Origin of the sequence: Serratia sp. B501, from assembly GCF_051172315.1 — a bacterium.
In the GTDB taxonomy this organism is placed as follows: Bacteria; Pseudomonadota; Gammaproteobacteria; order Enterobacterales; family Enterobacteriaceae; genus Serratia; species Serratia ureilytica.
Genome location: NZ_JBPIZB010000004.1, coordinates 457,673 through 473,469, shown reverse-complemented (window position 1 = coordinate 473,469; position 15,797 = coordinate 457,673). Strand labels below are relative to the sequence as shown.

At 59.8% G+C, this 15,797-nt stretch carries 22 protein-coding genes; 13 read left to right on the top strand and 9 right to left on the bottom strand.

What is annotated here, in order from left to right:
• The first annotated feature begins 43 nt into the window (after positions 1 to 43).
• From rlmB to ACSBQV_RS15810, 3 genes are all read left to right on the top strand, one after another.
• Positions 44 to 775, top strand: a complete 732-nt coding sequence (rlmB, locus tag ACSBQV_RS15820; RefSeq protein ID WP_004933653.1) for a 23S rRNA (guanosine(2251)-2'-O)-methyltransferase RlmB — start codon at positions 44 to 46, stop codon at positions 773 to 775.
• Between the two features lie 116 nt (positions 776 to 891).
• Positions 892 to 2,520, top strand: coding sequence for an isovaleryl-CoA dehydrogenase (locus ACSBQV_RS15815; RefSeq protein WP_099783300.1), 1,629 nt, complete (start codon positions 892 to 894; stop codon positions 2,518 to 2,520).
• Between the two features lie 66 nt (positions 2,521 to 2,586).
• Positions 2,587 to 2,985 carry a DUF350 domain-containing protein gene (locus ACSBQV_RS15810; RefSeq protein ID WP_015376394.1) on the top strand — a complete coding sequence of 133 codons (399 nt, stop codon included), beginning with the start codon at positions 2,587 to 2,589 and terminating at the stop codon, positions 2,983 to 2,985.
• On the opposite strand, the gene ACSBQV_RS15805 is transcribed toward ACSBQV_RS15810, so the two are convergent.
• Both ACSBQV_RS15805 and bsmA read right to left on the bottom strand, forming a co-directional pair.
• Positions 2,982 to 3,257: a DUF1471 domain-containing protein gene (locus tag ACSBQV_RS15805; RefSeq protein WP_025305027.1), complete on the bottom strand. Its 276-nt coding sequence runs from the start codon at positions 3,255 to 3,257 to the stop codon at positions 2,982 to 2,984. The two genes, ACSBQV_RS15810 and ACSBQV_RS15805, sit on opposite strands and share 4 nt — an antisense overlap.
• Before the next feature lie 123 nt (positions 3,258 to 3,380).
• Positions 3,381 to 3,689 carry a biofilm peroxide resistance protein BsmA gene (gene bsmA, locus ACSBQV_RS15800; protein ID WP_033651492.1) on the bottom strand — a complete coding sequence of 103 codons (309 nt, stop codon included), beginning with the start codon at positions 3,687 to 3,689 and terminating at the stop codon, positions 3,381 to 3,383.
• 127 nt (positions 3,690 to 3,816) lie between these two features.
• On the opposite strand from bsmA, the gene yjfP reads away from it, so the two are divergent.
• Both yjfP and ACSBQV_RS15790 read left to right on the top strand, forming a co-directional pair.
• The gene (gene yjfP / locus ACSBQV_RS15795) at positions 3,817 to 4,569 is read left to right on the top strand and encodes an esterase (RefSeq protein ID WP_033641630.1); all 753 of its coding nucleotides are present in this window, start codon (positions 3,817 to 3,819) and stop codon (positions 4,567 to 4,569) included.
• A gap of 124 nt (positions 4,570 to 4,693) precedes the next feature.
• Positions 4,694 to 5,068: a hypothetical protein gene (locus ACSBQV_RS15790; RefSeq protein WP_099783298.1), complete on the top strand. Its 375-nt coding sequence runs from the start codon at positions 4,694 to 4,696 to the stop codon at positions 5,066 to 5,068.
• A gap of 99 nt (positions 5,069 to 5,167) precedes the next feature.
• Here the strand turns inward: ACSBQV_RS15790 and ACSBQV_RS15785 are convergent, their stop codons facing one another.
• Both ACSBQV_RS15785 and ACSBQV_RS15780 read right to left on the bottom strand, forming a co-directional pair.
• Positions 5,168 to 5,434 (bottom strand): DUF1471 domain-containing protein, encoded by a 267-nt coding sequence (locus tag ACSBQV_RS15785; RefSeq protein ID WP_099783296.1) that lies wholly within the window; start codon positions 5,432 to 5,434, stop codon positions 5,168 to 5,170.
• A gap of 10 nt (positions 5,435 to 5,444) precedes the next feature.
• On the bottom strand, positions 5,445 to 5,651 hold the full coding sequence (locus tag ACSBQV_RS15780; RefSeq protein ID WP_143557062.1) for a hypothetical protein: 207 nt from the start codon (positions 5,649 to 5,651) through the stop codon (positions 5,445 to 5,447).
• A 236-nt stretch (positions 5,652 to 5,887) separates the two neighbouring features.
• On the opposite strand from ACSBQV_RS15780, the gene rpsF reads away from it, so the two are divergent.
• The 5 genes from rpsF (at position 5,888) to ACSBQV_RS15755 (ending at position 7,802) form a co-directional block, all read left to right on the top strand.
• Positions 5,888 to 6,286, top strand: coding sequence for a 30S ribosomal protein S6 (gene rpsF, locus ACSBQV_RS15775; RefSeq protein ID WP_004933634.1), 399 nt, complete (start codon positions 5,888 to 5,890; stop codon positions 6,284 to 6,286).
• 8 nt (positions 6,287 to 6,294) lie between these two features.
• Entirely contained in the window at positions 6,295 to 6,612 is a 318-nt protein-coding gene (priB, locus tag ACSBQV_RS15770; protein WP_049233092.1) for a primosomal replication protein N, read from the top strand.
• 4 nt (positions 6,613 to 6,616) lie between these two features.
• Positions 6,617 to 6,844 (top strand): 30S ribosomal protein S18, encoded by a 228-nt coding sequence (gene rpsR, locus ACSBQV_RS15765; protein WP_000135199.1) that lies wholly within the window; start codon positions 6,617 to 6,619, stop codon positions 6,842 to 6,844.
• 39 nt (positions 6,845 to 6,883) lie between these two features.
• Positions 6,884 to 7,336 carry a 50S ribosomal protein L9 gene (gene rplI, locus ACSBQV_RS15760; RefSeq protein WP_004933629.1) on the top strand — a complete coding sequence of 151 codons (453 nt, stop codon included), beginning with the start codon at positions 6,884 to 6,886 and terminating at the stop codon, positions 7,334 to 7,336.
• Positions 7,337 to 7,448: 112 nt separating this feature from the next.
• Positions 7,449 to 7,802, top strand: a complete 354-nt coding sequence (locus ACSBQV_RS15755; RefSeq protein WP_099783294.1) for a DUF488 domain-containing protein — start codon at positions 7,449 to 7,451, stop codon at positions 7,800 to 7,802.
• A 3-nt stretch (positions 7,803 to 7,805) separates the two neighbouring features.
• Here ACSBQV_RS15755 and ACSBQV_RS15750 read toward each other — a convergent pair whose 3' ends face one another.
• Positions 7,806 to 8,480, bottom strand: coding sequence for an OapA family protein (locus ACSBQV_RS15750; protein WP_033651489.1), 675 nt, complete (start codon positions 8,478 to 8,480; stop codon positions 7,806 to 7,808).
• A 267-nt stretch (positions 8,481 to 8,747) separates the two neighbouring features.
• Between ACSBQV_RS15750 and fklB the strand changes: the two genes are divergently transcribed.
• A complete protein-coding gene (gene fklB, locus ACSBQV_RS15745) occupies positions 8,748 to 9,368 on the top strand; it encodes an FKBP-type peptidyl-prolyl cis-trans isomerase (RefSeq protein WP_004933618.1) in 621 nt (206 codons plus the stop codon).
• A 100-nt stretch (positions 9,369 to 9,468) separates the two neighbouring features.
• Here the strand turns inward: fklB and ACSBQV_RS15740 are convergent, their stop codons facing one another.
• A complete protein-coding gene (locus ACSBQV_RS15740) occupies positions 9,469 to 11,421 on the bottom strand; it encodes a bifunctional 2',3'-cyclic-nucleotide 2'-phosphodiesterase/3'-nucleotidase (protein WP_033651488.1) in 1,953 nt (650 codons plus the stop codon).
• Between the two features lie 255 nt (positions 11,422 to 11,676).
• Between ACSBQV_RS15740 and cysQ the strand changes: the two genes are divergently transcribed.
• Positions 11,677 to 12,417, top strand: a complete 741-nt coding sequence (gene cysQ, locus ACSBQV_RS15735; RefSeq protein WP_168177224.1) for a 3'(2'),5'-bisphosphate nucleotidase CysQ — start codon at positions 11,677 to 11,679, stop codon at positions 12,415 to 12,417.
• Between the two features lies 1 nt (position 12,418).
• Here the strand turns inward: cysQ and ACSBQV_RS15730 are convergent, their stop codons facing one another.
• Complete coding sequence (locus ACSBQV_RS15730) at positions 12,419 to 12,976, bottom strand: YtfJ family protein (RefSeq protein WP_025159587.1); 558 nt, start codon at positions 12,974 to 12,976, stop codon at positions 12,419 to 12,421.
• A gap of 330 nt (positions 12,977 to 13,306) precedes the next feature.
• Between ACSBQV_RS15730 and ACSBQV_RS15725 the strand changes: the two genes are divergently transcribed.
• Positions 13,307 to 13,513, top strand: a complete 207-nt coding sequence (locus ACSBQV_RS15725) for a DUF1107 domain-containing protein (RefSeq protein WP_004933604.1) — start codon at positions 13,307 to 13,309, stop codon at positions 13,511 to 13,513.
• Positions 13,514 to 13,580: 67 nt separating this feature from the next.
• On the opposite strand, the gene ACSBQV_RS15720 is transcribed toward ACSBQV_RS15725, so the two are convergent.
• Both ACSBQV_RS15720 and msrA read right to left on the bottom strand, forming a co-directional pair.
• A complete protein-coding gene (locus tag ACSBQV_RS15720) occupies positions 13,581 to 14,912 on the bottom strand; it encodes a hemolysin family protein (protein ID WP_033641641.1) in 1,332 nt (443 codons plus the stop codon).
• A gap of 180 nt (positions 14,913 to 15,092) precedes the next feature.
• Entirely contained in the window at positions 15,093 to 15,731 is a 639-nt protein-coding gene (msrA, locus tag ACSBQV_RS15715; RefSeq protein WP_089195519.1) for a peptide-methionine (S)-S-oxide reductase MsrA, read from the bottom strand.
• Between the last annotated feature and the right edge of the window lie 66 nt (positions 15,732 to 15,797).

The window sequence follows — 15,797 nt, the reverse complement described above, 5'->3', positions numbered from 1 at the left end:
CATCGGCCGGTTATCGCCGGCCGCACGACTTTAAAAGAGCATCATGAGCGAAATTATTTACGGCATCCACGCCGTCAAAGCCCTGTTAGAGCGCGATCCGCAACGCTTCCTGGAAGTGTTTATCCTGAAAGGCCGCGAAGATCGCCGCCTGCAGCCGCTGATCGCCGAGCTGGAAGCGACCGGCATCGTGATCCAGGTGGCGAATCGCCAATGGCTGGATGACAAGGTTGAAGGCGCGGTGCACCAGGGGATCATCGCCCGGGTGCGCGAAGGGCGTCAGTATCAGGAGAACGATCTGCCGGGCCTGTTGGAGAGCGTGGAAACGCCATTCCTGCTGGTGCTGGACGGCGTGACCGACCCGCATAACCTCGGCGCCTGCCTGCGCAGCGCCGATGCGGCCGGCGTGCACGCGGTGATCGTGCCCCGCGATCGTTCCGCCCAGTTGAACGCCACTGCCAAGAAAGTGGCCTGCGGCGCCGCCGAAAACGTGCCGTTGATCCGCGTGACCAATCTGGCGCGCACGCTGCGTCTGCTGCAAGAGATGAATGTCTGGGTCGTCGGCACCGCCGGCGAAGCCGACCATACGCTGTATCAAAGCAAAATGACCGGCCCGATGGCGCTGGTGATGGGCGCGGAAGGCGAAGGCATGCGCCGCCTGACCCGCGAACACTGTGATGAGCTGATCAGCATCCCGATGGCCGGTACCGTCTCTTCACTGAACGTGTCGGTCGCCACCGGCATCTGCCTGTTCGAAGCGGTGCGCCAGCGCGGCTGATTCTTCTGACGGGGGCGCCGTGCTCCCGTTAATTCCCCCTCTTGTGATCCCGCCTGCGGCAGAAATCTCTGCGCCGACCATACTTACTCCTGACGCTTTTTTCAGGGAGCACTCTCATGGTCTGGACTACGCACACCGTTTTTAACCAACCCAAGCCGCTGGGCAACAGCAACCTGTTTCTCTCCGATACGCCGCTGCGCGAAGCGTTGCAGCGTGAACAAGGCGGTTGGGACGCCGAGGTATTGGCCTCGCTGGGCCAGCAGCTCGGTACCCAGGAGTCGCTGGAGCTGGGGCGGCTGGCTAACGCCAACCCGCCGGAACTGTTGCGCTACGACGCCACTGGCCAGCGGCTGGATGACGTTCGCTTTCACCCCGCCTGGCATATTCTGATGCAGGGCCTGATCGCCAATCGGGTGCACAACCTGCCCTGGCAGGAGGATGCGCGCATCGGTTCCTTCGTGGCGCGCGCCGCGCGCTTTATGCTGCATGCGCAGGTCGAGGCCGGCACGCTGTGCCCGGTGACCATGACCTTCGGCGCCACGCCGCTGTTGCTGCAGGCGTTACCGGCCGAGTTTCGCTCCTGGCTGACGCCGCTGCTGTCGGACCGTTATGACGCTCACCTGCTGCCGGGCGGGCAAAAGCGCGGCCTGCTGATCGGCATGGGCATGACGGAGAAACAGGGCGGCTCCGATGTCTTGAGCAATACCACCACCGCCACGCCGCTCGGCGCGCGCGGGCCGGGCGAAGCCTACCGGCTGGTGGGGCACAAGTGGTTCTTCTCGGTGCCGCAGAGCGATGCGCACCTGGTGCTGGCGCAGGCCGAAGGCGGGCTGTCCTGCTTCTTCCTGCCGCGCATTTTGCCGGACGGCAGCCGCAACGCCATTCGCCTTGAGCGGTTGAAAGACAAGCTGGGCAACCGCTCCAACGCCAGCAGCGAGGTGGAGTTTCAGGACGCCACGGCCTGGCTGCTGGGCGATGAGGGCGACGGCGTGCGGCATATCCTGAAGATGGGCGGCCTGACCCGTTTCGACTGTTCGTTGGGCAGCCACGGCCTGATGCGCCGCGGGCTGTCGGTGGCGCTGTATCATGCGCTGCAGCGGCAGGCGTTCGGCAAGCTGTTGATAGAACAACCGCTGATGCGCCAGGTCTTGGCGCGCATGGCGCTGCGGCTGGAAGGGCATACCGCGTTGCTGTTCCGGCTGGCTCGCGCCTGGGAAAGCCGCAGCAATGAAGGCGAACTGATCTACAGCCGTCTGCTGACGCCGGCGGCCAAATACAGCATTTGCCGCCAGGGCATGCCGTTCATCGCCGAGGCGATGGAGGTGCTGGGCGGCATCGGTTACTGCGAGGAGAGTGAACTGCCGCGCCTGTACCGTGAAATGCCGGTGAACAGCATCTGGGAGGGCTCCGGCAACATCATGTGTCTGGACGTGTTGCGCAGTCTGCATAAACTGCCGGGCGCGCTCGAGATGTTGCAGTTCGAGCTGCAGCCGGTGCGCGGCCAGAATCGGTTGTTCGATCACGCCTGGCGGCAGTGGCAGCAGCGTGCCCGGCAACCGAGCGAGGAGATGGGGCGGCGGCTGACTCAACAGCTGTTCGACCTGTGCTGCGCCGCGCAGCTGCTGCAGCACGCCAGCCCGCTGATCGCCGACGCCTGGTGTCATCTGACGCTGGATCACCGCGGCGAGAGCCTGCTGTCGGCCGAGGCGTGCGAACTGCTGCTGAACCGCGCCATCGGCGGTTAGGGAAAAGGGTGGCGCCCGGCGGCGAAAACCTTTTTAATTCAGCCTCACTCTGACAGGAAAATGCACATGGATATTCTCAGCGCGTTGGCGGCGTTCGCCTCTTACTTCTTCAGCGGCTTCGCCATGATTTTGGTGTTTCTGTTCGTCTATACCCGCATCACCCCGCACGACGAATGGGCGCTGATCAAGGCCGATAATCAATCCGCCGCCTTTGCTTTTATCGGCGCTTGCCTGGGATATGTGATCCCGCTGGCCAGCGCGGCGATCAACTCGATCAGCCTGCTGGATTACCTGCTGTGGGGCGTGGTGGCGCTGGTGGTGCAACTGCTGCTGTTCGCCGCCGTAAAGATCTACATGCCGCGCATCAGCGACAAGATAGAAGCGAATCACCTGGCCGCCGGGATTTTCCTGGGGGGCGTCTCCGTCAGCGGCGGGGTGTTGAATGCGGCTTGCATGAGCTACTAAAGGTATAAGATGGCCGAGGCGCGCCAGCCAAGCGGGTGCGCCTGCTCTTCCATCCGCAGAATGCGGTAATAGCTGGCGCCGTGTTGGTCGGCGGTGCGGGCGATGGCCAGTTCCGCCTCCTGCGGTGAGCCGGGCAAATCGTTGAAGGTGATCTCGGCGATTTCACTGAGCGGCGTCACGCGATCGGCGGGCGCCAGCTCGGCGGACTGTGCGCCGGTGCTGAGCAATCCCATGGAAAGCAAGAGGGAGGTGAGTGCGGTGGAGCGTTTCATGGCGTTCCCCTTCGTCAGATCCTGAATCGACACCCGCAACATGCGGCATGCTGTCCCTCAGTGTGCAACACCCTTCTTCAGCCAGTGCAAAGCCAGTGTAAAGCTGCTTAAAAAATCCCCGCCTTAGCGATACAGGATCGCCTGGGAATACCATTGGCCCGGCACGACGGTTTCGCTGTTCATGATGATCACGTAATAACGGGCGCCGGCGGCGGTGGCCTTGCGTTGGATCTCCGCTTCCACGTCCATCGGGCTGCCGCGCACCACGGCGGTGACGGTGCCCATTTTCACCAGCTCGGCGGTCTGCGCGCGGACGATCTCCTGCGCCTGAGCGGTGGGGGGCGGCGGCGGTTTCGGCGTGGTGGTCATGATGCCGCAGGCGGAAAGCTGTGCGGCCAGCGTCAGGGTAATGAGTGTGCGGGCAATCGTCATGGTGACCTCGTAAGCGCCGGTGCGATGGCTTCAGTGTAACGCAATATAAGCTGTAACAGATTGAGCTAACGCTGCTTCGCGCAAGTTTGTCATGATGAATGCCAACAGGTGAGTTGAGGATGAACGGATGATCGAAATTCATGACGAGCGGGTTGGCGATATCGCGGTGATCCATGCGGTGCCGGCGGGGCAGTATCATCGGCCGCTGCCGACGGTGTTCTTCTGCCATGGCTATACCTCGTCGAAAGAGGTGTACGCTTATTTCGCCTATGCGCTGGCGCGCGCCGGTTTTCGGGCGGTGTTGCCGGATGCCGATCGGCACGGCGAGCGATTTGACGGCGATGAGGCGCGGCGCCTGGCGTCATTCTGGGAGATCCTGCGCAGCAATATCGACGAACTGCCGCAGATCAACGCGCATTTTGAGCGGCTTGGCCTGATCGCCGACGGCCGCATCGGCGTCGCCGGCGCCTCAATGGGCGGCATGACCGCGCTTGGCGCCTTCGCGCGCTTTCCGTGGATCCGTGCGGCCGCCAGCCTGATGGGCTCCGGCTATTACCGTGCGCTGGCGCAAACGCTGTATCCGCCGTTGGGCGAGACGGGCGAGGCGCTCTCGCCGGCGGCGTTTGCGGCGCGCACCGCCGTGCTGGCGGAGTATGAGCTGGAAGGACGTTTGGCGCAGATTGCAGGGCGGCCGCTGCTGCTGTGGCACGGCGAGACGGACGACGTGGTGCCGGCGGCGGACAGCCTGCGTTTGGCGGCTGAACTGCGGCAGCAAGGTGCGGACGGCCGTTTGACATCGCTCGTCGAGCCGGGCGTGAAGCATCGCATCACGCCGCTGGCGCTGTCCGCCACCACCGATTTCTTTCGCCGCGAATTGTAATGCGCCTCCGGGCGCGATGCGTGGAATTGCGGTGCTCTCTGTAGGCTGTTTCGGTCATTGTTTGACGCATGGCGGAGGAGAATGTCAGCGTGAATTCTTTCAGGGGCGGCAAGGAGCGGAGAGCATGATAAAGGGTATCAGCAATACGGCCGAGACAGCGCGCGGGCTGGCGGGAACGATGAAAGCGCGCGCCGATCTTAACTCAATGGCCTTCAGTGAGATGCTGGGGGCAGCCGACGGCAAGGCGCGGCAAAACAAGGCGAATCCGCTGTCGCGCATCACCGCGCATACGGTGCAAAACATGACGGCGCTGTTCGCCTCCGCGCCGAAAGCGGTGTCCACGCAAACCGCGAAGGCCGGCTCGCTCTCCTTCGAGCAGCGGGCGACGCTGGAGGAAAGCGCCGAACTGCTGCAGGTACGGACAAACTATCTGCGGATGGCGCTGCAATTGCACAATCCGGGCAAGGCGTTCAGCGCGCCGACGTTGCTCAAACTGTGATGGGTGAGGAAGTGGAGCGCCCGACAGGCGGCGCTCCGGTGCGGACTGAACGGGCTTTCTGATGAAGCCCTGGGGATTTCCCTGGCGTGGCGCGTCTTTTTAACGGTACAGCTCGGCGCTGACGTGCATCGTGCTGTTGTCGCCCGGTTCGTGCAGGGCGATGATGCGATAAGAGCTTGCACCGCGTTGATCGGCGATTTTACTGACCTGGCTGCTGGCGTCATCCGGCGAGACCACGTTCTGGTTCAGAGTGACGAAGCCAACGCTCTGGCGTTGATCGGCCTGGTGCGAGGAGATCTCCGTCGCGGCCATCACGTTGGCGGAGAACAGGGCGGCAAGCGCCGTCGCGAGAATGATGTGTTTCATAGTGCCTCTCTTACTTTTTGCCGTTACGGCCTGACAGCGAGTGTCGCTGCGGCAAAAAGTCATTTATCTGCATTGAATAACCTGGAATCTTTTTCGTCGCGCTGTCTGCGGCGGATAAGGTTAATTTTAGTCGGTTGCGGCGGATTAAAAAGCGGGGCGTTTTGATGACTTCTTTCAAAAAAAATGAAATAGATTTGTGACTCAGCGCTGATTTCATTGAAAGATTTTTGAAACTGATGGATCGGCGTACATAGGTTTCCTCGCCAGCAAATCGTGCTATTTCCCATACCCCCTCTCAATAACGCGAATAAAACCCACGCAGTCCTTGAGTTTCCCGCCCTGCGTCAGTATGATTACGCGTCATTTTTCAGCCGCACACTAAACACGTTCCTTGCTTCCATGGGCCGCGGTTGACCCTGACAGGAGGCTGAATAATCCGTAAGGAGCAATTCGATGCGTCATTACGAAATCGTTTTTATGGTCCATCCTGACCAAAGCGAACAGGTTCCGGGCATGATCGAGCGTTACAGTGCTACCATCACTAACGCGCAAGGTCAGATTCACCGTCTGGAAGACTGGGGCCGCCGTCAGCTGGCTTATCCGATCAACAAACTGCACAAAGCTCACTACGTTCTGCTGAACGTTGAAGCGCCGCAGGAAGCGATCGATGAGCTGGAAACTAACTTCCGCTTCAACGACGCCGTTATCCGCAGCATGGTTATGCGCGTTAAGCACGCGGTAACTGAAGCATCTCCGATGGTTAAAGCGAAAGACGAACGTCGTGGCGATCGCCGCGAAGACTTCGCTAACGAAACCGCAGATGATGCAGATGCTGGGGATTCTGAAGAGTAATTGCCGCCGTGACGGCTAATCGTCTGGTTTTGTCGGGCACTGTGTGCAAGGCGCCGGTTCGAAAAGTGAGTCCTTCCGGGATACCGCACTGCCAATTTGTGCTAGAGCACCGTTCGCAGCAGATGGAAGCCGGATTCAGCAGACAAGCATGGTGCCGAATGCCCGTGGTTGTCAGCGGACAACAGTCACAAGCACTAACTCAAAGATTAACGGTCGGCAGTCAGATTACCGTGCAAGGCTTTGTAAGCTGCCATCAAGGGCGCAACGGGCTGAGCAAATTGGTTCTGCATGCCGAGCAGATTGAATTGATAGATTCTGGAGACTAGCCAAATGGCACGTTATTTCCGTCGTCGCAAGTTCTGCCGTTTCACCGCGGAAGGCGTTCAAGAGATTGACTATAAAGACATCGCTACGCTGAAAAACTACATCACCGAAAGTGGTAAAATTGTACCGAGCCGTATCACCGGTACTCGTGCAAAATATCAGCGCCAGCTGGCCCGTGCTATCAAGCGCGCGCGCTACCTGTCTTTGTTGCCGTACACTGATCGTCATCAGTAATCGGCCACTGTCCATTAACGACTTTGAGAGGATAAGGTAATGCAAGTTATTCTGCTTGATAAAGTAGCAAACCTGGGCAGCCTGGGTGATCAAGTTAACGTTAAAGCGGGCTACGCTCGTAACTTCCTGGTACCACAGGGCAAAGCTGTTCCTGCTACCAAGAAAAACGTTGAGTTCTTCGAAGCACGCCGTGCTGAACTGGAAGCCAAACTGGCTGACGTTCTGGCTGCTGCTGAAGCTCGCGCAACCAAGATCAACGAACTGGGTTCAGTGACCATCGCTTCCAAATCTGGCGACGAAGGTAAACTGTTCGGCTCTATCGGCACCCGCGACATCGCTGACGCAGTGACTGCGGCAGGCGTTGAAGTTGCCAAGAGCGAAGTTCGTCTGCCGAACGGCGTTCTGCGTACCACTGGTGAGCACGAAGTGCACTTCCAGGTACACAGCGACGTGTTCGCACAGCTGAATGTAGTTGTGGTTGCAGAAGCGTAATTTACGCTGCTGTTAACCCGGTTAAAACGCCAGCCTCGCGCTGGCGTTTTGCTTTTCTGCGCCCGGCAAAACGCGCTACGCTAGAAGACGGGATGAAAAGGGAGAGCGTGTGATGGCAACGATTACGCTACAGCGGGTTTACGATTTCAGCGCGCCGGCGCCGGCGCATTGCTATCTGATAGACAGGCTATGGCCGCGCGGCATCAGCAAGGAGAGGCTGGCGGGCGTGCAGTGGTTGAAACAGGTGGCGCCGGATGACGAGCTGCGCAAGTGGTTCCATCAGCATACCGACCAGTGGGAAGCCTTCGAGGCGCGTTACCGCCAACAGCTGGCGGCCAACGACACCTGGCAGCCGCTGGTGGCGCTGTTGCGGCAGGGGGAGGCGCTGACGCTGCTGTATGGCAGCAAAGATACCGCGCACAACCAGGGCGTAGTGCTGCGCGAGTTTCTGCTGGCGCAGCTTTAGCGATTAACGTTCCCGGCGGTAGCTGCCGTCGGCCTGGCGGCGGAACAGCGCCTGGCTGTTGTCCACGGTGGTGACCGACAGCGCGTTAATCACGCCGTTGGCGTCGCGTTCGATGCGCACTTCCTGACCGGCTTTCATGTTGCTCAGCGGCTTGTCGCCGCCTTCCACCTGCGCCATGGCGAACACCTCATTCACCGGCAGATTGTTGTCGCGAAACAGCTGGGCCAGCGTCTGGCCGGGCTGGATCTGATAACGCTGCCAGTTGCCCGCCGGCGTCGGTTCGTTGGCCGGCGTGGCGGCGCCACCGCCGTTTTGCAGCTCAGCCTGCAGCGGCACGCTGGTTTCCTGCTGAGAGACCGGGAACGGCTGTCTTTCGGGCGAGTAGGGCCACAGCAACGCCAGCAGCAGAATGATGCCGAAGATCAGCACCCAGCGGCGGTGAAAGTAGGGCAGTGGTTCCATCCAATGGAAACCGTCCGGCAGATGCCAGACTTTGGCCAGCAGCGCTTTGACCCGCTGCATCTTGTCGTTGGCCGACGGCGGTTCCGATGGCGACTCCGCGTCTTCCTGCGTGGGTGCGGCGCCGGGTTTCAGGCGCTGGCTGATGTTCAGCCAGGTGCGCAGCAGCGGCTGGTAGATGCGGGTGGTTTTCCTTCTCCTGGGCGCGATTCTGCCCATGGTGACCTCTCTTCGACGGCGTAATAATAAGCGCGGCGCGGCAAGCGCGTCGCCTGCCCGATATCCTGCTTTCAGTATAGTCCGCTAACTGATTGAAGTGAAAGGCGGCTGAGCGGCAGGGCCGGGGTTTGCGGCTGCGGGCGTTAACAGAAGGTTATTGTTTCTTTTTCTACGACAAAAGTCATCATTCTCCACACAAGATTTTACCCGGCATTGACGCGCTGTTATGCTGCGCTTTCGACTTTTTACAGACTTAAGGAAAACCCCATGACAACCCCTTCTTTTGACAGCGTTGAAGCGCAAGCAAGTTACGGGATTGGTTTACAGGTCGGCCAGCAGCTGCAAGAGTCCGGGCTGGAAGGTTTGCAACCGGAAGCTTTGCTGGCGGGTCTGCGCGACGCGCTGGAAGGGAATGCCCCGGCGGTTCCGGTAGACGTGGTGCACCGTGCGCTGCGTGAAATCCACGAGCGTGCGGATGCGGTGCGCCGCGAGCGCCAGCAGGCGATGGCCGTTGAAGGCCAGAAATTCCTGGACGACAACGCCAAGCGCGACGACGTGACGCTGACCGAGTCTGGCCTGCAGTTCTCCGTACTGGAGCAGGGCAACGGCCCAATCCCGTCCCGTCAGGATCGCGTGCGTGTGCACTACACCGGCCGTCTTATCAACGGCGACGTGTTCGACAGCTCGGTTGAACGCGGCCAGCCGGCAGAATTCCCGGTCAGCGGCGTGATCCCAGGCTGGATCGAAGCGCTGACCCTGATGCCGGTCGGTTCCAAATGGCAGCTGTATATCCCGCACAACCTGGCCTACGGCGAGCGTGGCGCAGGCGCGTCCATCCCGCCGTTCAGCGCGCTGGTGTTCGACGTCGAGCTGCTGGAAATCCTGTAATCCCACCGAGGATTACTCTGGGCGCCTTCGTGGCGCCCTTATTTTATGCGCCGCGCAAACGGGTGATGAATGGCCGGGCGAGCCGGCCAGTGACAGTGAGTTACTTACCGCTTAAATCGATGCGATAAACCGCGAAGCCGATGCTGTCGCTGCCTGCGGCGCTCATCGGGTATTGGGCGTGCTCTTTGATAAACTTCGTCGCTTTGTCCGAAGGCGAGGTCTCGAAGCGGATATCCAGCGGCTGCTTGCTGCTGAAGTTAGCCAAACGCCAATTGTTGTCCGCCTGCGGGCGCACCGCGCCATGCCGCTGGGTTTCGGCGGTGATGTAGGCCGCCAGCACCGAGCGGTTTTCATCCGGCGAAGCGAAGGCGATATGTTTGTCGCCGGTGCCGGCAAACTTGCCGCCGTAGGCGCGGTAGTTGTTGGTGGCAACCAGGAAGGTGGCGTTCGGATCGATCGGCTTGCCGTTGAAGGTCAGCTGCTTGATGCGCTCCGCCTTAGCGTTGATCAGCTGGCATTCGCCGTCGTAGCGCGCCGGTTGGCTGACGTCGATCTGGTAGTTGACGCCGTCGATCACGTCGAAGTTATAGGTGCGGAAGCCGTCCCAGTTGATCAAGCCTTGCGGCTTGGCGCTGTTGACGTCGATCTGGTTGAACTGGCCGGCGGAGCACTCCAGCCACTCTTTCACCTCTTTGCCGCTGGCCTTCACCACCACCAGCGTATTGGGATAGAGATAGAGATCGGCGGCGTTGCGGAAGGTGAGCTGACCTTTTTCCACTTCGACGAAGCTGGCGGGGTCGTTCTTGCGGCCGCCGACCTTGAACGGGGCCGCCGCGGACAGCACCGGCAGATCGGCCAGGTCCGGGTCGCCCTGGATGTAATGTTCGACGTAGGCCTTCTGCGCATTGTTGACGATCTGCACCGTCGGATCGTCCTGCACCAGCGCCAGGTAGCTGTACATGTTGCCGTCGGATTTACCGATCGGCTGGCTGACGAACTCGCGCGTGCCTTTGTGATCGTCCGCCAACACCTTCACCAGCGCGGCATCTTCCGCCGCCAGCGATTTCTTGTTCTCTTTGTCGTAGATCGGCCGCGCTTCCGCTTTGGCGGCGGTCACTTTCCAACTGCCGCCATCGTTGTTGAGCTGCAGATCGACCACGCCGAGATGGTCGCCCCATTGGCCCGGCATCACCGCCGGTACGCCATTCAGCAGGCCTTTGTCGATATCCGCGCCTTTGATGTTGGCGAAGTCCTTGCTCGGGAACACCGCGTGGGCATGGCCGAACATGATGGCGTCGATGCCGGGCACCTGGCTGAGGTAATAGACCGAGTTTTCCGCCATCGCCTTGTAAGGCTCGCTGGACAACCCGGAATGCGGGATCGCCACCACCAGATCGGCGCCCTGTTTACGCATCTGCGGCACGTAGCGCTTGGCGGTGGCGGTGATGTCGTCCACCGTCACTTTGCCCTGCAGGTTGGCTTTGTCCCACACCAGGATCTGCGGCGGCACGAAGCCGATGTAGCCGATGCGCAGCGTATGCGCCTTGCCATCGCGATCCTTCACCGGGGTATCGACGATGATGTATGGCGTGAACAGCGGTTTTTGCGTTTTGGCGTCGATGACGTTGGCGTTGATGTACGGGAATTTGGCGCCGGCGATGGCGTTCTTCAGGTAGTCCAGCCCGTAGTTGAACTCATGGTTGCCGATGTTGCCGACCACATAGTCCAGCGTGTTCATCGCCTTATAGACCGGGTGCACGTCGCCCGGTTTCAGCCCCTTGGCCGCCATGTAATCCCCGAGCGGGCTGCCCTGAATGATGTCGCCGTTATCCACCAACACCGCGTTGGCGGCCTGCTGGCGCGCCTGTTGGATCAGGCTGGCGGTGCGCACCAGGCCGAACTTGTCGGTCGGCGTGTCCTTGTAGTAATCGAAGTCCATCATGTTGCTGTGCAGATCGGTGGTTTCCAGCACGCGCAGATCGACGGTGGCCGCCTGCGCCGAGGCGCACACCAGCAGCGCAAGCGCGGACAGCGTCAGTGGATGCTTCATCATTTGGGGTTCTCTCCATTCCATTATTCGAGTGTTATCGCAGAGGGAAATGTAATTAACACTGCTTGCCACAGTAAACTGTGAAGTGTGGCAGAAAACGGCGGCGGGTAACGCGGGGAAGTTCACAGTTGTGCCCAACAAGATCTGAGGAATTCCCGCGGCTTAGCCGGTTGAGATGGATATTCGGCGTAAAAAAAACTAGTCTGCTAGCAGAGACAGAGGGAAATTTCCCACGGAGATGCAGAGTTGAGGTGCATGATGTTAGAGCGAATTTGCCAACTGTCCCGCGAGGCGGGGGCAGCGATCATGGCGGTGTACGACGGTGAACAACCGCTTGATGTCGCAAAGAAAAAAGATGACTCACCGGTGACGGCGGCCGATCTGGCGGCGCATCACATCATCAAGCGCGGCCTGGCGGCCCTGACGCCGGAGGTGCCGCTGCTGTCGGAAGAGGATCCGCCGGCGTGGGAAGAGCGCCGCAACTGGACGCGCTACTGGCTGGTCGATCCGCTGGACGGCACCAAAGAGTTCTTGCATCGCAATGGCGAGTTCACGGTCAATATCGCCCTGATTGAAGACGGGCAGGCGGTGATGGGCGTGGTGTACGCCCCGGCGATCGACGTGTTGTACCTGGCGGAGCGCGGCAAGGCCTGGAAAGAAGAGAAGGGCGTGCGGCAGGCGATCGGCGTCAGCAACGCGCATCCGCCGCTGGTGGTGGTGAGCCGCTCGCATATCGACGACGAATTGAAAGACTATCTGCAGCAGTTGGGCGAGCACCAGACCGTGTCCGTCGGTTCCTCACTGAAGTTCTGCCTGGTGGCGGAAGGCAAGGCGCAGCTCTATCCGCGCTTCGGGCCAACCAATATTTGGGATACCGCCGCAGGACACGCGGTGGCGGTGGCCGCCGGGGCGCAAATTCACGATTGGCAGGGCAAGCCGTTGCTCTATACCCCGCGTGAATCTTTCCTCAACCCCGGCTTCCGGGTTTCGCTGTTCTGAGTCAGTTCGCCAACAGCTGGTGCAGCTTGGACATCACCTGCTGCACCTCTTCCGGCGTCAGCGCGCCGTCTTTGGCGAACTGAATGCGCCCTTGCTTATCCAGCACCACGATGGCGGAACCTTTCGGCTGCAGATCCCAGGCTTTGCGCACGTTGCCGTCGCTGTCGACGATAAACTGCGACCACGGGAACTCTTTCTTGCTGTCTTCGATGCTGCTGCGCACGAACATGGCGGTGCCCATCAGGGCATCGTCGGTGTTGACGATTGTCGTCGTTTGGTAACGATCGTGTGGTAGCTTCGCCTTCTTGATCGCTTCAATCAGTGGGTCGTTCATGTCTTTGGCGGAGCTGCGGCCGGCAATGTGCTGTATCACCCGCACTTTTCCACTGAGCTGCGCGCTGTTCCAATTCTGGTAGCTAAAATTACCGTCAGCGTAATTGAGCTCTCCTTTATCGCTGACGCCAACCGGCGCCACGCGCTGCTGGAGCTGGAAGTTGTGCGCGGAAGCGAAAAGCGGGGCGAGCAGCAGGGATACCATCAGCATGCGACTTGTTTTCATGCTTTCTCCTTGTAAATGGGGGAATTTGTGCGACAGCACTTCGACAGCCTAAAGCATAGGATGTGATAAGAGGTCTGTCCTGTTAACCGGATCGCAGTTTTTCCCTTGGTTCGCTAATCATCAGATTTTGAAGGGATATCCTGAAAACGTTATAAATCATCATATACAATTCTGTCAAAAAGTGTAAATCCAGTGCAGATCACCGGGCGGAAGTGAACGATCTGGTCTTTACTGGGTCTACTACATGCAATCAAGTTGCGTTCTGAATTTCGAGGCTGCCACCTTTGGCGGCTCGCTGAGCGCATGGATCAACGGGAGGAGCGTAAAAGAATGAGAATCTTCCAGCGTTATAACCCTTTGAAAGTGGCGAAGTACGTTAAGACCCTGTTTCGCGGAAGGCTGTATATCAAGGACGTGGGCGCATTTGAATTCGACGAGGGGAAAATCCTGCCGCCGAAGATTCGCGACAAGCGCCATTTCAGCGTGATGTCCGAAGTGAACCGCCAGGTGCTGCTGTTGCAGACCGAGATGGGTTGAACACCATGCTGACAGCGGTAAAAAAATGCGGCCCCGATGGGGCCGCTGACGTTTTTGCCGCCTGCCGTCAGGCCGCAGGCGTGTCGTCCGGCGCTTTCGGCAGCACCGCCGCCGGTTTGTCGCTCAGTCGGGTGACCAGCAGCTGATCTATCTTGTAGCTGTCGATATCCACCACTTCGAACTTGTAGCCGGCGTATTTGACGAAGTCGGTGCGTTTCGGGATCTTGCGCAGCATGTACATCATAAAGCCGCCAATGGTTTCGTAGTTGCCCGCCTGCGGGAACTCGTCGATATCCAGCACGCGCATCACGTCGTCGATCGGCGTGCCGCCTTCAATCAGCCATGAGCTTTCGTCGCGCGCCACGATCTGCTCTTCCTGGCCCTGGCCGACCAGATCGCCCATCAGCGTGGTCATCACGTCGTTAAGGGTGATGATGCCCACCACCAACGCATATTCATTGAGGATCACCGCGAAGTCTTCGCCGGCGGTTTTGAAGCTTTCCAGCGCTTCGGACAGCGTCAACGTGTCCGGCACGATCAGCGCCGAGCGGATCTGCACGCCGCTGCTCAACACCAGGCTCTGGTTGCCCAGCACGCGGTTCAGCAGGTCTTTGGAATCGACATAACCCACCACCTGATCGATATGGCCGTCGCACACCAGGAACTTGGAGTGCGGATGGGTCGAGACCTTCTCCTTGATGCTCTCTTCGCTTTCGCGCAGATCGAAGTACACCACGCTTTCGCGCGAGGTCATCGAAGACGGCACGGTGCGCGACTCCAGTTCGAACACGTTTTCAATCAGCTCGTGCTCCTGCTTGCGCAGCACGCCCGCCAGGGCACCGGCTTCCACCACCGCGTAGATGTCATCGGAGGTGATGTCGTCTTTACGCACCATCGGCAGCTTGAACATGCGGAAGATCAGGTTGGCCATGCCGTTGAAGAACCACACCAGCGGGCGGAAGATCATGATGGAGAAACGCATCGGGTTGATGATCCGGACGGCGACCGTCTCTGGTGCAATCATACCGATGCGCTTCGGGGTCAAATCGGCGAACAGGATAAACAGGCTGGTCACCAGCACGAAGGAGCAGATGAAGCTGACCTGTTCCGCCAGTTCGGGCGACAGGAAGCGAATAAAGAACTGTTGGAAGGTGCCGGAAAACGCCGCGTCGCCGACGATACCGCCGAGGATGGCCACGGCGTTCAGGCCGATCTGCACCACGGTGAAGAAGATGCCAGGGGTTTCTTGCAGTTTAAGCACTCTGGCGGCGTTGATGTTGCCTTCGTCCGCCATCAGCTTCAGTTTGATCTTGCGCGAGGCGGCCAGAGAGATTTCCGACAGTGAGAAAAACGCACTCACCGCGATCAGAAAAAGAATCAGTAAAATACTGTTTAACATAATCTATCCATACGTGCCGACGGGATGCCGGCGCTCTTGAGGAAGGGTAGTACATAGTAAAAAAAGCAGCGATAACAACCAGAAGGGAAGCTATCGGGCCGCAGAAGCGGCCCGTACAGTATAGCAGTTGCCCCACAGGGGCCGCCAGCGGTTAAAAAAGTGCCGCCGGCCGGCATCGGATCAGCCCTGTGGCGGCAGGCAAACGCCGATGCCGCCCAGCCCGCAGTAACCTTCCGGGTTTTTGAACAGGTACTGCTGGTGATCGTCTTCCGCATAATAGAACGGCAGCGCCGGCGCGATCTCGGTGGTGATGACGCGCTTGTCGCCCGCCGCCGCCATCGCCTGCTGGAAGCGTTGCAGGCTGCTTTCTGCCTCGGCCTGCTGCTCTGGGCTCAGCGTGTAAATCGCCGAGCGGTACTGCGTGCCGACGTCGCCGCCCTGGCGCATGCCCTGCGCCGGATCGTGATTTTCCCAGAACACCTGCAGCAGCTGCTTGTAGCTGACGACCTGCGGATCGAACACCACGCGCACCACTTCGGCGTGGCCGGTCTGGCCGCTGCACACTTCGCGGTAGGTCGGGTTCGGCGTGTAGCCGCCGCTGTAGCCGGCGGCGGTGCTGTAGACGCCCGGCTGTTGCCAGAACAGACGCTCAACGCCCCAGAAACAGCCCATGGCGAAGATCGCCACTTCCATGCCGGCCGGCACCTGAGTCATCGAGTGTTCGGTGACGACGTTGAGCGTTGCGACAGGCATTGGCGTGGTGCGGCCAGGCAGCGCGCTTGCCTTATCGACGGTTTGTGATTTATCAAAAAATGGCACCACGGTTGACTCCTGTTGTCACAGTAAGAATTGACCCTACATGGCGGCGGTTCGGTTGTATCTCAC